This is a genomic window from Pseudomonas sp. LB1P83, assembly GCF_054897885.1.
The window spans coordinates 653247-667350 of record NZ_CM142709.1; the positions used below are offsets into that span (position 1 = coordinate 653247).

Annotated in this window: 12 protein-coding genes; 7 read left to right on the top strand and 5 right to left on the bottom strand. The window is 58.3% G+C overall.

From position 1 onward, the window contains the following. Window positions 1–63 precede the first annotated feature (63 nt). Window positions 64–1662: an ABC transporter substrate-binding protein gene (locus ACYZTY_RS02810; protein WP_461959242.1), complete on the bottom strand. Its 1599-nt coding sequence runs from the start codon at window positions 1660–1662 to the stop codon at window positions 64–66. Window positions 1663–3141: 1479 nt separating this feature from the next. On the opposite strand from ACYZTY_RS02810, the gene ACYZTY_RS02815 reads away from it, so the two are divergent. Then, window positions 3142–3510 carry a DUF6124 family protein gene (locus tag ACYZTY_RS02815; RefSeq protein WP_461957216.1) on the top strand — a complete coding sequence of 123 codons (369 nt, stop codon included), beginning with the start codon at window positions 3142–3144 and terminating at the stop codon, window positions 3508–3510. Window positions 3511–3731: 221 nt separating this feature from the next. Here the strand turns inward: ACYZTY_RS02815 and ACYZTY_RS02820 are convergent, their stop codons facing one another. Continuing rightward, window positions 3732–4448 carry an SIMPL domain-containing protein gene (locus ACYZTY_RS02820; RefSeq protein WP_461957217.1) on the bottom strand — a complete coding sequence of 239 codons (717 nt, stop codon included), beginning with the start codon at window positions 4446–4448 and terminating at the stop codon, window positions 3732–3734. A 345-nt stretch (window positions 4449–4793) separates the two neighbouring features. On the opposite strand from ACYZTY_RS02820, the gene ACYZTY_RS02825 reads away from it, so the two are divergent. The 4 genes from ACYZTY_RS02825 to ACYZTY_RS02840 all read left to right on the top strand — a co-directional run bounded on the left by ACYZTY_RS02825 (window position 4794) and on the right by ACYZTY_RS02840 (window position 9390). Beyond that, window positions 4794–6056: an ATP-binding protein gene (locus tag ACYZTY_RS02825; protein WP_131063121.1), complete on the top strand. Its 1263-nt coding sequence runs from the start codon at window positions 4794–4796 to the stop codon at window positions 6054–6056. After that, entirely contained in the window at window positions 6049–6609 is a 561-nt protein-coding gene (locus ACYZTY_RS02830) for a response regulator transcription factor (RefSeq protein WP_461957218.1), read from the top strand. Before ACYZTY_RS02825 ends, ACYZTY_RS02830 begins: the two co-directional genes overlap by 8 nt. Window positions 6610–6705: 96 nt before the next feature. Further along, entirely contained in the window at window positions 6706–8433 is a 1728-nt protein-coding gene (locus ACYZTY_RS02835) for an ABC transporter ATP-binding protein/permease (RefSeq protein ID WP_461957219.1), read from the top strand. A 207-nt stretch (window positions 8434–8640) separates the two neighbouring features. After that, window positions 8641–9390, top strand: coding sequence for a FadR/GntR family transcriptional regulator (locus ACYZTY_RS02840; RefSeq protein WP_309675998.1), 750 nt, complete (start codon window positions 8641–8643; stop codon window positions 9388–9390). Here ACYZTY_RS02840 and ACYZTY_RS02845 read toward each other — a convergent pair. The 3 genes from ACYZTY_RS02845 to ACYZTY_RS02855 all read right to left on the bottom strand — a co-directional run bounded on the left by ACYZTY_RS02845 (window position 9387) and on the right by ACYZTY_RS02855 (window position 11355). Further along, complete coding sequence (locus ACYZTY_RS02845; RefSeq protein WP_461957220.1) at window positions 9387–9611, bottom strand: hypothetical protein; 225 nt, start codon at window positions 9609–9611, stop codon at window positions 9387–9389. The genes ACYZTY_RS02840 and ACYZTY_RS02845 overlap by 4 nt on opposite strands. A gap of 242 nt (window positions 9612–9853) precedes the next feature. Next, entirely contained in the window at window positions 9854–10045 is a 192-nt protein-coding gene (locus tag ACYZTY_RS02850) for a hypothetical protein (RefSeq protein ID WP_461957221.1), read from the bottom strand. 14 nt (window positions 10046–10059) lie between these two features. After that, entirely contained in the window at window positions 10060–11355 is a 1296-nt protein-coding gene (locus ACYZTY_RS02855; RefSeq protein ID WP_461957222.1) for a phospholipase, read from the bottom strand. 236 nt (window positions 11356–11591) lie between these two features. On the opposite strand from ACYZTY_RS02855, the gene kdgD reads away from it, so the two are divergent. Continuing rightward, window positions 11592–12503 carry a 5-dehydro-4-deoxyglucarate dehydratase gene (kdgD, locus tag ACYZTY_RS02860; RefSeq protein ID WP_461957223.1) on the top strand — a complete coding sequence of 304 codons (912 nt, stop codon included), beginning with the start codon at window positions 11592–11594 and terminating at the stop codon, window positions 12501–12503. 57 nt (window positions 12504–12560) lie between these two features. Beyond that, window positions 12561–14006, top strand: a complete 1446-nt coding sequence (locus ACYZTY_RS02865) for an aldehyde dehydrogenase family protein (protein WP_461957224.1) — start codon at window positions 12561–12563, stop codon at window positions 14004–14006. Window positions 14007–14104: the final 98 nt, after the last annotated feature.

The window sequence follows — 14104 nt, forward strand, 5'->3', positions numbered from 1 at the left end:
GGCGAATTACGGCAATACGCTTGCGTGAGGGCGCAAGCGCCCCCAGCGTTTCTGGCTAATCGGTTATTGGTCGATACTGACGCCCGAGAACACGTTGCGACCGAATGGACTCACCTTGAACCCTTCGATTTTGGTGCTCAACGGCTGGTTAACCGTCGAATGGGCGATAGGCGTGATCGGCACTTGTTGCTTGAGGTAGTGCTGCGCCTGTTTGTAGAGCACGGTGCGCTGGTCCCGGTCGGTGACGACCTTGGCCTGCTTGATGAACTTGTCGTAAGCCGGATCGCACCACATGGAATAGTTGTTGCCGCCAATGGCGTCGCAGCTGTAAAGCGTGCCGAGCCAGTTGTCCGGGTCCCCATTGTCACCGGTCCAGCCAATCAGGCTGACGTCGTGCTCGCCATTCTTGGTGCGCTTGATGTACTCGCCCCATTCGTAGCTGACGATCTTCACTTTGAGACCGATTTTCGCCCAGTCTGCCTGGAGCATTTCGGCCATCAACTTGGCGTTCGGGTTGTAAGGGCGCTGCACGGGCATCGCCCACAAGGTGATTTCGGTGCCTTCTTTAACGCCGGCAGCCTTGAGCAACTCCTTGGCTTTTTCCGGGTTGTAGACCGTGTCCTTGATGGTGTCGTCGTAGGACCACTGGGTCGGCGGCATGGCGTTGACGGCCAGTTGACCTGCGCCTTGGTAGACGGCATTGAGAATGCCTTGCTTGTTCACCGCCATGTCCAGCGCCTGACGCACTTCGAGCTGGTCGAATGGTTTGTGGCGAACGTTGTAGGCGATGTAGCCAAGGTTGAAACCAGGCTTCTCGATGAGCTTGAGTGCCGGGTCGTTCTTCAGCGCTGGCACGTCGGCGGGGCGCGGGCTCAGGGTGATCTGGCACTCATTGGCCTTGAGCTTCTGTACACGCACCGATGCGTCGGTGTTGATCGAGAAGATCAGGTTGTCGAGCTTGACCCGGCTCGGGTCCCAGTACTGCTTGTTGCCGGTGTAGCGGATGTTGGAATCTTTCTGGTAGCTCTTGAACGCGAACGGGCCAGTGCCGATCGGCTTCTGGTTGATGTCGCTCGGCTTGCCTTCGGCCAGCAGTTTGTCGGCGTATTCGGCGGACAGAATCGCGGCGAAGCTCATGGCGATGTTCTGGATGAACGCGGCGTCGACGCTGTTGAGCGTCATGACCACGGTCAGCGGCCCGGTCTTCTCGACCTTGGCGATGTTCTTGTTCAGGCTCATCCCGTTGAAATACGGGAATTCGGTCGGATAAGCCTTACGGAAAGGTTGCTGCGGATCGAGCATGCGATTGAACGTGAACAGCACGTCATCGGCGTTGAAATCGCGGGTTGGCGTGAAGTATTTGGTTGTATGAAATTTCACCCCTTCGCGCAGGTGAAAGGTGTACTTAAGGCCGTCCTCGGAAATATCCCAGCTCGTCGCCAGGCCTGGAACGACGTTGGTGGCGCCTTTTTCAAACTCTGCCAATCGGTTGTACAACGGCTCGGCGGCATCGTTGTCGGTCGATGTCGTGTACTGCGCAGTATCGAAGCCAGCCGGGCTGCCTTCGGAGCAGAACACCAGGTTAGTCGCCGCTTGGGCGAAAGGTGCGGAGGCTAACAAGCCTGCGCCGACTAAAAACGGAATGACCGCGTGTTTAAGCATGTTGGCCTCATGATTTGTTGTCATTTTTGGAATTAGAGGACGACCTCGTGAGTCGTGCCTGCGGATACTTATGCAGGGGCCATACCCATTGCAAGATCCTGAGCGACCACAGGCCTTAAACAGTGGCACGAACGTACCTTAATGTCGCATATGTATAAATTCGCGCGCATTTGACCGTTTGCGCAGGGTTTTTTCGGTGCAATCGACGCACCGTAGCGGGGCGATCGGCGCTGCTTTCGCACCCGGTTGGAGCGCGGTGTTACTTATTTATACCCATCGTTGAGGGGCTGGCGGGCGTGAATGAGATTGAGTTCCAGTTCGGTGGATAGGTGTTTGTTGTTTAAAGGTTTGTTGTGTCTGTGGGGCAGATTGTTTCGTTACTGTTTGGCGGTGGACATCTGTGGGTGGTCTTTGGATTTGGGATTTGGTGGGGGCTGTGTTGGCGTGTTGGTAGTACCTGGGGTGCAACCCTTTGTTGCTTGCGGTGGCGCTTTTGGTTTTTTCACAATGTTGAACGTCTGATAAATGAGCAATTTCTGACGGATGCGCAGTGGTCAGATGTTGGGAGCGGGCCTGGTAACCGACCAACAATCGTGCAGATGTACATCATTCCCCTGTGGGAGCTGGCTTGCCTGCGAAGGCGGCCTGATAGCCGACCATTCTCTTTCAGGTGTACATATCCATTCCTGCGGTAACGGCCACTTATGGTTTCGCTTTTACAGCGACTCCCTTTGGCAAACGCCCCAAAGGAAGCAAAGGTCTTCGCCCCAGCGTCCGGCCCCTCGCCTAGGCTCGGCGTTCCTTCATTCCGGTATTCATCTGGGGGCATCGCCTCCGGTCGGCTTCGCTTCGACCTCCTCTCGATGTGTGCGGCTTCGCCGCACGGCGCTACGCGCCTACCCCCCAGATGAACACCTCCACTCAGCCTCCCGAAGGGGCGGGCAGATCAAAATCAAAAGCTGCAGGCGAGCTAACGCTCGGCCTATTGAGTGGTGAGGAGCGAAGTGAGTTCGCCGATCCCTTGTAGGAGCGAGGCTTGCCCGCGAAGGCGGCCTGACAGCCGACCATTCTCTTTCCTGCATTCCCCGATTGATCGTTCCCTACGCTCTGCGTGGGAATGCCGCCCCGGACGCTCCGCGTTCCATTTTTGTGTTGAACGATGTGTAAAAAACACAGCGGTTTCCCACGCACTTTTCAGGTTGCCGGGTAGGAAGCAGTGTCTCTAACCTCTGGCTGTCGCTGAAAAACTCAGCGATCGGGTGTGAGAACCCGGTAACAGATATGTATGAATCTAGCGCCAGCATCACCATAATTGCCGCCAGCTATTCGCTGCCTGCAATGCTCTATGGCAGCTGTGTGCGGGCGGACTTCGGTCCGGCCGGTTCTCTGTTCCCGGTTTTCTCACCCTGCACATAGCTGCCACCACTTTTCGTGTGAGAAACGAAAAGTGATGGCTCCCAAAATGAACAGGGAAATCAAATGAACAAAATTGTCCCCGATCCACCCGTCAACACCACCACTCCTAATCCCGAATCCACCGAAGCCGAAGCGCTCCTCAGGGACCGCGAAGCCATAAAACGCGCCCTCGATTACTACCTCGATCCACCCGACCAATACGCCCCTAAACCCCGTCGTCCCAGCACCATGTTCATGATCACCCCGGACGCGGATAGCGAAAGTCTCCTGGCACAAGCTTGCGAGTCGTTGGCGTCGGCGAGTGTCATGGCCAGTGATTTCGCCGCGAACCTGATCGGCCCACAGCGCCATGCGGTGTTGGCGATTCAGCAGATCATCATGCTGGCGGAACTGGCGGTGAATCGGGCACTGGATAACGTCGATCCGGCGTAGACCGCGTCATCGTTCATCGCGAGCAGGCTCACTCCCACAAGTGATTTGTGTTGGACACAGAATCTGTGAACGACCATGAACCCCTGTAGGAGTGAGCCTGCTCGCGATGGCGGCGGATCAATCACCACAGAATCATCAGGCAAACCCACCCCGGCTTTCCATCAGGCAATAAAAAACGGCGACCACTTAGTGATCGCCGTTTCTGTGTACGTGTCATCGAATCAAGGCATCAACACTTCAATCGCCCCATCCGCCGTCATGCTCACCTGGCTCGTGCCCGCCTCAACTTCCGGCGTCACCGGCGCACCGTCCATACCGGCCGCTTTCATCATCATCGGCCCGCGCATGTACGGTTGTGGATAACCGTTGCTGTTCAAGTTCAGGTTAACGATTTTGTAACCCTTGCCGCCCAACGCGTCGGTCGCCAGTTGGGCGCGGGCCTTGAAGGCAGTCACGGCTTCTTTAAGCAGCGCGTCTTCGCTGGCTTTGCGCGTTGGAGTGGCGATGGCGAAGTCCATGCCGCCCATTTTCAGGTCGGTCAGCAGTTCGCCGGTCAACTTCGACAGCGCGGCGAAGTCCGAGCTTTCCAGGCGCAGTTCGGCGCGTTCACGCCAGCCGGTGATTTTCTGGCCCTTGGTGTCGTAGATCGGGTAGCTGTTGCGGCTGCCCTGGCGCAGGGTGACTTCCTTGACCTGTTTGGCCTGGGCCAGCGCTTTGTTCATGGTGGTGCTGACGTCGGCGGCGAGTTTGGCCGGGTCGGTGTTTTGTTCTTCGGTGTAGAGGGTCACGATCATCAGGTCGCGAGCCACTTCCTGGCTGACTTCGGCGCGCAGGGCGATCTGGTTGTAATGAAGCTCGTCGGCGGCCAGGGCCGGGAGGCTGGCGACGGTGCCAACGCTAAGGGCAAGAAGGGCGGCGCTGCGGCGGAAACTGTGCATGAAAACTCCTTGGACGGTGCGCAGGGGTTAAGGTCCGAGCCTGCGTGAAACAATCAGACTCTAGCTTTAATGATCCGGTTCGCACAGTTACAACTTCTATACAGATGGAATGCGGGAGACCGCGTCGAGGCCATTCGCGGGCAAGCCTCGCTCCTACAGGAATGTGTCGTAGGCTAATTCTTTGAGCGACACATTCCTGTAGGAGCGAGGCTTGCCCGCGAAGGCGCCCTTTACAGACGCAGCAGAACTTCCTGCCATGTGGCTGTTTGCCGCACTTTTGCCTGCCAGCCCCCGTGCTTGGTTATACTCCGTGCGATCCGCCTGGAGCGCTCATCAGGAGAGCTCATGCTCGCCCCCGTTCAAATCACTTCCGCCACTCGCCAGAATCTCTGGCGGCTCACGTTCATCCGCACTTTAGTACTCGCAGCCCAAGCCGGTTCTGTGGGCCTGGCCTACTGGTTCGATCTGCTGCCGTTGCCGTGGGTGCAACTGGCAATGACCCTGGGTTGCTCGACGCTGCTGTGCGCGTTCACCGCGGTTCGTCTGCGCACCTCGTGGCCGGTGACCGAGCTGGAATATGCCCTGCAACTGGCCTGCGATCTGTTTATCCACAGTGCCTTGCTGTATTTCTCCGGCGGTTCGACCAACCCGTTTGTCTCGTATTACCTGGTGCCGCTGACCATCGCCGCCGTGACGTTGCCGTGGCGCTATTCGGTGATTCTGTCCGGCATCGCGCTGGCGCTTTACACGTTGTTGCTGGCGCAGTTCTACCCGCTGGAAACCTTCCCCATCGCCCGGGAAAACCTGCAGATCTATGGCATGTGGCTGAGTTTCGCCCTCGCCGCAGCGGTCATCACGTTCTTCGCCGCGCGCATGGCCGAAGAGTTGCGCCGTCAGGAAGAATTACGCGCCATCCGGCGTGAAGAAGGCCTGCGCGACCAGCAATTGCTGGCCGTTGCGACCCAGGCGGCGGGCGCGGCCCATGAACTGGGCACGCCGTTGGCGACCATGAGCGTGCTGCTCAAGGAAATGCGCCAGGATCATCACGACCCGCTGTTGCAGGACGATTTGAGCGTGTTGCAGGATCAGGTCAAACTCTGCAAAGAGACCTTGCAGCAACTGGTGCGCGCCGCCGAGGCCAATCGCCGCTTGGCGGTGGAGATGCAGGACGTCACCGACTGGCTCGACGAAGCCCTCAATCGCTGGCACTTGATGCGCCCGGAAGCCAGTTACCGCTTCCAGCGCCTGGGCCAGGGCACCGTGCCGCGCATGGCACCACCGCCAGACCTGACGCAAGCATTGCTAAATTTGCTGAACAACGCCGCCGATGCCTGTCCCGAAGGGTTGCAGGTGACGCTGGACTGGAATGCCGAGGACCTGACGATCAGCATTCGCGACCACGGCGCCGGTGTGCCGCTGGCCATTGCCGAGCAGATCGGCAAACCGTTTTTTACCACCAAGGGCAAAGGTTTCGGCCTGGGCCTGTTTTTGAGCAAGGCCAGCGTGACACGCGCCGGCGGCTCAGTGAAACTGTACAGTCATGAGGAAGGCGGCACGCTCACCGAGCTGCGCCTGCCCCGTGTCGCCCGAGGAGACGAACATGAGTGACGAGATCCAAGTTGATGGCGAAGAACTGCCGCATTTACTGCTGGTAGACGACGATGCAACCTTTACCCGCGTGATGGCCCGTGCCATGGCCCGCCGTGGTTTTCGCGTCAGCACCGCCGGTTCCGCCGAAGAAGGTCTGGTCATCGCCCAGGCCGACATCCCGGATTACGCCGCCCTGGACCTGAAAATGGACGGCGACTCGGGCCTGGTGTTGCTGCCTAAACTGCTCGAACTCGACCCGGAAATGCGCGTGGTGATCCTCACCGGTTACTCGAGCATTGCCACCGCGGTCGAGGCGATCAAGCGCGGCGCCTGCAACTACCTTTGCAAACCGGCGGACGCCGACGACGTACTGGCCGCGCTGCTCTCTGAACACGCCGACCTCGACACCCTGGTGCCGGAAAACCCGATGTCCGTGGATCGCCTGCAATGGGAGCACATCCAGCGCGTGCTCACCGAACACGAAGGCAACATCTCCGCCACTGCCCGCGCCCTGGGCATGCACCGCCGCACGCTGCAGCGCAAACTGCAGAAGCGCCCGGTCCGTCGCTGAACGGACGCTGAACGATTATCGCCAGCCCTCGCGATAACCCGAACCGATCATCTATGATCGGTTCGTGTGTGTACTTTTCTTTATCGAGCCTTTTCCATGAATCAGAACGCTGAGTATTCCGCGGTCAACGATGCTGTGCGCGGGCAGTTTTTTCGCAAGGTCTGGGCGATGATCACGCCTTATTGGCGCAGCGAGGAGAAGGTCAAGGCCTGGACGCTGCTGATCGCGGTGATCGCGTTATCGTTGATCAGCGTGGGGATCTCTGTGTGGTTCAACACCTGGTACAAGGATTTTTACAACGCTCTGCAGCAAAAGGATGAAGCGGCGTTCTGGCGGCTGATATTGTATTTCTGCGGGATTGCGGCGGTGGCGATTATCGGTGCCGTGTACCGGCTCTATCTGACCCAGATGCTGACCATTCGCTGGCGTGCCTGGCTAACGGAAAAGCATTTCGCCCGCTGGCTCGGCAACAAAAATTACTACCAGCTGGAGCAGGGCGGTTACACCGATAACCCGGACCAGCGGATTTCCGAAGACCTCAACAATTTCACCTCCAATACCCTGGAATTGGGCATTGGTTTACTGCGTAACATTGTCAGCCTGGTGTCGTTCTCGATCATTTTGTGGGGCGTATCGGGCAGTATTGAAGTGCTCGGTTTTACCATTCCCGGCTACATGTTCTGGTGTGTGCTGGTTTATGCCGTGATCGGTAGCTGGCTGACCCACCTGATCGGTCGCCGCCTGATCGGCCTGAACAACCAACAACAACGTTTTGAAGCCGACCTGCGTTTCTCCATGGTGCGGGTTCGCGAAAATGCCGAGAGCATTGCGCTGTACAACGGCGAGCCCAATGAAAACCGTCGCTTGAGCAACCGCTTCGGACTGGTCTGGCACAACTTCTGGGACATCATGAAGGTGTCCAAGCGTCTGACGTTCTTTACCGCCGGTTACCAACAGGCCGCCATCATCTTTCCGTTCATCGTCGCTTCGCCGCGTTACTTGTCCGGCAAGATCGAACTCGGTGAGCTGATGCAAATCAGTTCGGCGTTCGGCAATGTACAGGAGAGTTTCAGCTGGTTTATCAGTGCGTACCAGAGCCTCGCGTCGTGGCGCGCCACCTGTGATCGTCTGCTGAGTTTCCGCCAGGCCATGACCGACAACGAAGAGCGTGCGCCAGCCATTGATGTACAGAATCAAGGTGATGCGTTGAAGGTGCACAACCTTGGCCTCGATCTGGAGGACGGTCGACATCTGCTGACCAACGCCGACATGACAGTGGAGGAGGGCGAGCGCGTCATGCTTAGCGGTCGCTCCGGCAGCGGCAAGTCCACCTTGCTGCGAGCGATGGGCCATCTGTGGCCTGCTGGCCATGGCAGCATTCGTCTGCCGGCGGCGCGCTATTTGTTCCTGCCGCAAAAACCTTACCTGCCGATTGGCACACTGCGCGAAGCGCTGAGTTATCCACAGCCCGGCGAGACCTATCCGCACGAGCGTTATGTTCAAGTGCTGGAAACCTGTCGTTTGCCGCACCTCGTTGCGCGTCTGGACGAAGCCAATCACTGGCAGCGCATGCTGTCGCCGGGTGAACAGCAACGACTGGCCTTCGCCCGCGCGCTGCTCTATGCACCGCAGTGGTTGTACATGGATGAAGCGACGTCGGCTATGGACGAAGAGGATGAAGCGTCGCTGTATCAGGCGTTGATCGATGAGATTCCGGGGCTGAGCATTGTCAGCGTCGGGCATCGCAGCAGTCTTAAACGTTTCCACCCACGGCATGTGCGGATTGAAAATGGCCATCTGGTGGACCAAACCGTGACCGCATAAACACCACCGCCCTTGTAGGAGCGAGCGGTTCGGCGATCCGACTTGCCCGCGAAGAACGATTACGCGGTTCTGATCTGGAACCGCGTTGTGGCCTTCGCGGGCAAGTCGGATCGCCGAACCGCTCGCTCCTACAGGGGCGGGGTGATCGTACAACCGCGTTGAGCTATGATGCGGTTTCAGCCGCAATTTTCGAGAAAGACGTTCACCATGGAAAACCCGATCGACGCACCACGCCTCCCTCGCAAGCGCCGCAGCCTCGCACAGGAATTGGTGACGGTGCTGTCCGAGCAGATCCGCGACGGTCACCTCAAGCGTGGCGACAAATTGCCCACCGAGTCGGCGATCATGGATGCCCATGGCGTCAGCCGCACGGTGGTGCGCGAAGCGATTTCCCGTTTGCAAGCGGCTGGCCAGGTGGAAACCCGCCACGGCATCGGCACCTTCGTGCTCGACACCCCGAGCCCGAGCGGTTTCCGTATCGACCCGGCGACCGTGGTGACCCTGCGAGATGTATTGGCAATCCTGGAACTGCGCATCAGCCTCGAAGTGGAATCCGCCGGCCTCGCCGCACAACGCCGCAGCGCCGAGCAGTTGGCCTTGATGCGCGCCGCCCTGGACGCCTTGAATGAAAGCGTCTCTCACGCCAGCGATGCCGTGGCATCCGACTTCCAGTTCCACCTGCAAATCGCCCTGGCGACCGGCAACCGCTACTTCACCGACATCATGACCCACCTGGGCACCAGCATCATTCCGCGCACCCGCCTCAACTCCGCGCGCCTGGCCCATGATGATCAGCAGCACTACATGAATCGTCTGAGCCGTGAGCACGAAGAGATTTACGACGCGATTGCTCGCCAGGATTCAGATGCGGCGCGGGCGGCGATGCGATTGCATTTGACGAATAGTCGGGAAAGGCTGCGCCATGCGCATGAAGAGGCTGAGGCGCAGCGGGGCTAGGGATAAGGATTTTCCACCTCGACTGTTTTGTAATCTACATATTCGACGGTGTTGTTAAGCAGTACCTTGAATATCTTCAGGGTGATTTTCCAGTACTGGCCGGGCAGTGTTTCAAATTCAACGATATTGTCCACGCTCACATTTAGGTCAAAATCTGACGGCACTTCTAGAGCTGCATGTTTGGTTAGAGCGGGAAAATTAAACCGGTGGATTGTGCTCATTGAGCCTTCGCCTGTGCAGTGATCGACTATCCGATTAAGCCTCTAAGGTAGAGGGTTCGAAACTGTAAGAAATAACAGTTTCGATGAACGGTCAGCGTCGATCCGTACCGTTTACTGTGCCCTGGGAAATGCCATCGCGAGCAGGCTCACTCCTACAGGGGGGGGGCGTCGGCGCCACGAAACACGTAGTTCACTGAAGATCCCTTGTAGGAGTGAGCCTGCTCGCGATGGGGCCAGCAGCTTTAGCCGGTCTTCAGAATCGAACGATCCACCCGCACAGCCAATTCAGCCTTCGCAGATTTAACATCGAGCGTCACACTTCCATTTTTATCCACAACTCCACGAGCAATCGGTACGCCCTTGGACAACAACTCCAACGGCGCCCCCTCCAGCGATTGCCCCGAAGCCAGTTCCAGTTTCAATTTGATAGTCATCATCGATCTCCTTATCAGGCCACGTTGCCAGTGGGTTTGTAGTCCTTGAGGAGCAAGTAAGTGCTCCAGCCCCACCAGTCATCGACGGTGGCGGTATCGTTCAGGTTGTTGACGTCCTTGCGCCGCAGCACTTTGCTGCCTTCAACCCGGAACAACGGTGAAAAGTTGTTCGTCAGGTTCAGCGCGGCTTGCAGATCCGGCGACTTTTTCAAGGCTCCGTAGTCACGGGCCGGTGGAACGATGCCATTGAGATATGTCGCAAACACTTCGTTCGCCGACGCTTGTACGGCCTGATTGACCTGGACGCGATTGGCGCTGTCGATGGCGTCGAAGTAGCGTTTGTCGCCATACGCCCGCCATTGATCGCCGCTGCCGTTGCGCACATTGAGGCCGAATTTGCTGTCTTCGTCGTGCATGAAGCGGGTAATCAACGAGCCCAGATCACTCGGCGTCACCACCGCCGCGAGTTGTTTACGCGGCACTCGCAAATGGCCGGCAGAAAACAGGTCGGTCAGGTAATGATCGGCAAACGCGTTCATCGCGTAGGCCAGTTCCAGCTGCTTTTCGTCGCCGCTGTTGTGAGCTTTCACCGCTTGTTGCAGCGCCGCGCCATGCCCGGCGATGTAAGCCAGAAGCGCCCACTCGGCAAAGTGATCGGCATTGTTGGCGGCCAGTTTCAGATAGCGTCCCAATGGGAAGAGCGCCGAGACGAAACTGCCGCCGCCGGTGATTTTGTTCCACTGTTCGGACAACGTATCTCCGAGCGCGTCATACGCCTCATGAGGCTGTTTGCCGTCCTTGATCGCTTGCTTAACGGCGGCGATTTCCTTCTGCATGACGCCGAGGATCAGCTTCGCTTCGGCATTGGATGCCGGTAGCACGGCCAGCGAGTTGAAGGCGTTGATAAACCGCTGGATGCGATCGGCAGCGGTGGCGCCTTCGCTGATCGGTTGATCGGGAATGCCATAAAAATCCCCGCCCAGGGCGACGATCTGACCGTAAGTAAGCGCCAGCCCATTCGGTAAATGCAGCTCCACCTGCGAGGCCGGGACAGCGGGCGCGTCCTTGATGAAACGCAGCAGCGTGCTGTCACCGATGGCGGTGTGCTCGCCGCCCTCGAACCTCAGCTGCGGCTTGCCTTTCAAGGCTTTACCGGGCGGAGCGTTAGAGTGTGCGTCTTTATGTTCCGCGATCTGCAGCATCAGCGAACTGTCAGCGGTGATGGCGATTCCGTGTTCGGTAAACAGATCATCCAGGTTCGCGATTATCTGCTCGGGTTTTTCCTGCGATTGAGTATGTAGACCTGACATTTCTAGCTCCTTGATATGTCGTCGGCATGATTCAAAATTAACTGTACGTATATACAGTCATTCGGAGCTTAGGCGAGAAATTTCCTACGTCAAGAAAATCCCTTTCCGACACAAATTGCGAGCGCACCGATGAAATGCAGTTGACGGTTATTATTTAAGTTGTACGATGACCTACAACTCGGCCACAGGCTGAACGCTTTTCTCACACAAACGTCGCTATCCAGGGTGTTCGAATAATGAATCCACAAGAACTGAAGTCCATCCTCTCTTCTGGCCTGCTGTCTTTCCCGGTCACCGACTTCAATGCTCAGGGCGACTTCCATCGCGCTGGCTACATCAAACGTCTCGAATGGCTGGCCCCATACGGCGCCACGGCGTTGTTCGCCGCGGGCGGCACCGGTGAGTTCTTCTCTCTGGCGGCCAGCGAATATTCGGAAATCATCAAGACTGCCGTCGACACCTGCGAAACCAGCGTGCCGATTCTGGCTGGCGTGGGCGGTTCGACTCGCCAAGCCATCGAATACGCACAGGAAGCCGAGCGTCTGGGCGCCAAAGGCCTGTTGCTGCTGCCGCACTACCTGACCGAAGCCAGCCAGGACGGTGTTGCCGCCCACGTTGAGGCTGTGTGCAAATCGGTGAAAATCGGCGTGGTGGTTTACAACCGCAACGTCTGCCGCCTGACCGCGCCGTTGCTGGAACGCCTGGCCGAGCGCTGCCCGAACCTGATCGGCTACAAGGATGGCCTGGGCGATATCGAGTTGATGGTGTCGATCCGTCGCCGCCTCGGTGATCGCTTCACTTACCTGGGCGGTTTGCCGACCGCCGAAGTGTATGCCGCTGCTTACAAGGCACTGGGTGTTCCGGTTTACTCCTCGGCGGTATTCAACTTCATCCCGAAAACCGCGATGGATTTCTACCACGCCATCGCCCGCGAAGATCACGCCACCGTCGGCAAGATCATCGACGACTTCTTCCTGCCATACCTGGACATCCGTAACCGCAAAGCGGGTTACGCGGTGAGCATCGTCAAGGCCGGGGCAAAGATTGCGGGCTATGACGCAGGTCCTGTGCGTGCGCCGCTGACCGATCTGCTGCCAGAAGAGTACGAAGCTCTGGCCGCGCTGATCGACAAGCAGGGCGCGCAGTAAAAACCGACTAAACAAGGCCGCTGAGCAATCAGCGGCCTTTTGCGTGAGGAGATTGTTGTGGCTGATACAAAGCGTTTTGATAACTACATCAACGGCGAATGGATAGCGGGCAGTGATTACTGCGCCAACATCAACCCGTCCGAACTGACCGATACCATCGGCGACTACGCCAAGGCTGATCTGGCCCAGGTCCACGCTGCCATCGATGCCGCTCGCGCCGCGTTCCCGGCCTGGTCGACGTCGGGCATTCAGGCTCGCCACGATTCGCTGGATAAAGTCGGTACCGAAATCCTCGCGCGTCGCGAAGAACTCGGCACCCTGCTGGCCAGGGAAGAGGGCAAGACCCTGCCCGAAGCCATCGGCGAGGTGACCCGCGCCGGTAACATCTTCAAGTTTTTCGCCGGTGAATGCCTGCGCTTGTCCGGCGATTACTTGCCGTCGGTGCGTCCGGGTGTGAACGTCGAAGTGACGCGCGAAGCGCTGGGTGTGGTCGGTCTGATCACACCGTGGAACTTCCCGATCGCGATCCCTTCGTGGAAAATCGCCCCGGCCCTGGCCTACGGCAACTGCGTCGTGCTGAAACCAGCCGATCTGGTGCCGGGTTGCGCTTGGGCGCTGGCTGAAATCATCTCCCGCGCAGGCTTCCCGGCCGGCGTGTTCAACCTGGTGATGGGCAGCGGTCGCGTGGTTGGCGATGCGCTGGTGCAGAGCCCGAAAGTCGACGGCATCAGCTTCACCGGTTCCGTCGGTGTCGGTCGTCAGATCGCGGTCAGCTGCGTGTCGCGCCAGGCCAAGGTTCAGCTGGAAATGGGTGGCAAGAACCCGCAGATCATTCTCGACGACGCCGACCTCAAACAAGCGGTCGAGCTGTCGGTACAGAGCGCGTTCTACTCCACCGGTCAGCGTTGCACGGCGTCGAGCCGCTTCATCGTCACCGCCGGTATCCACGACAAGTTCGTCGAAGCCATGGCCGAGCGCATGAAGTCGATCAAGGTCGGCCACGCGCTGAAAACCGGCACCGATATCGGTCCGGTGGTCTCGCAAGCCCAGCTTGAACAGGACTTGAAGTACATCGACATCGGCCAGTCCGAAGGTGCTCGTCTGGTCAGCGGCGGCGGTCTGGTGACCTGCGAAACCGAAGGCTACTACCTCGCACCGACGCTGTTTGCCGACAGCGAAGCCGCGATGCGCATCAGCCGTGAAGAGATTTTCGGCCCGGTGGCCAACATCGTTCGCGTTGCCGATTACGACGCTGCACTGGCCATGGCCAACGACACCGAATTCGGTCTGTCGGCGGGCATCGCCACCACGTCGCTGAAGTACGCCAACCATTTCAAACGCCACTCCCAGGCCGGGATGGTGATGGTCAACCTGCCGACGGCGGGCGTGGATTACCACGTTCCATTCGGTGGGCGTAAAGGTTCATCCTATGGCTCACGTGAGCAAGGTCGCTATGCACAAGAGTTCTACACAGTCGTGAAGACTTCCTACATAGGTTCGTAGTACGCAACATCGCGGTGTCCGGTCCTATCGAACACCGCAACCCTGTAGGAGCTGTCGAGTGAAACGAGGCTGCGATCTTTGCTTTTAAAGATCAAATG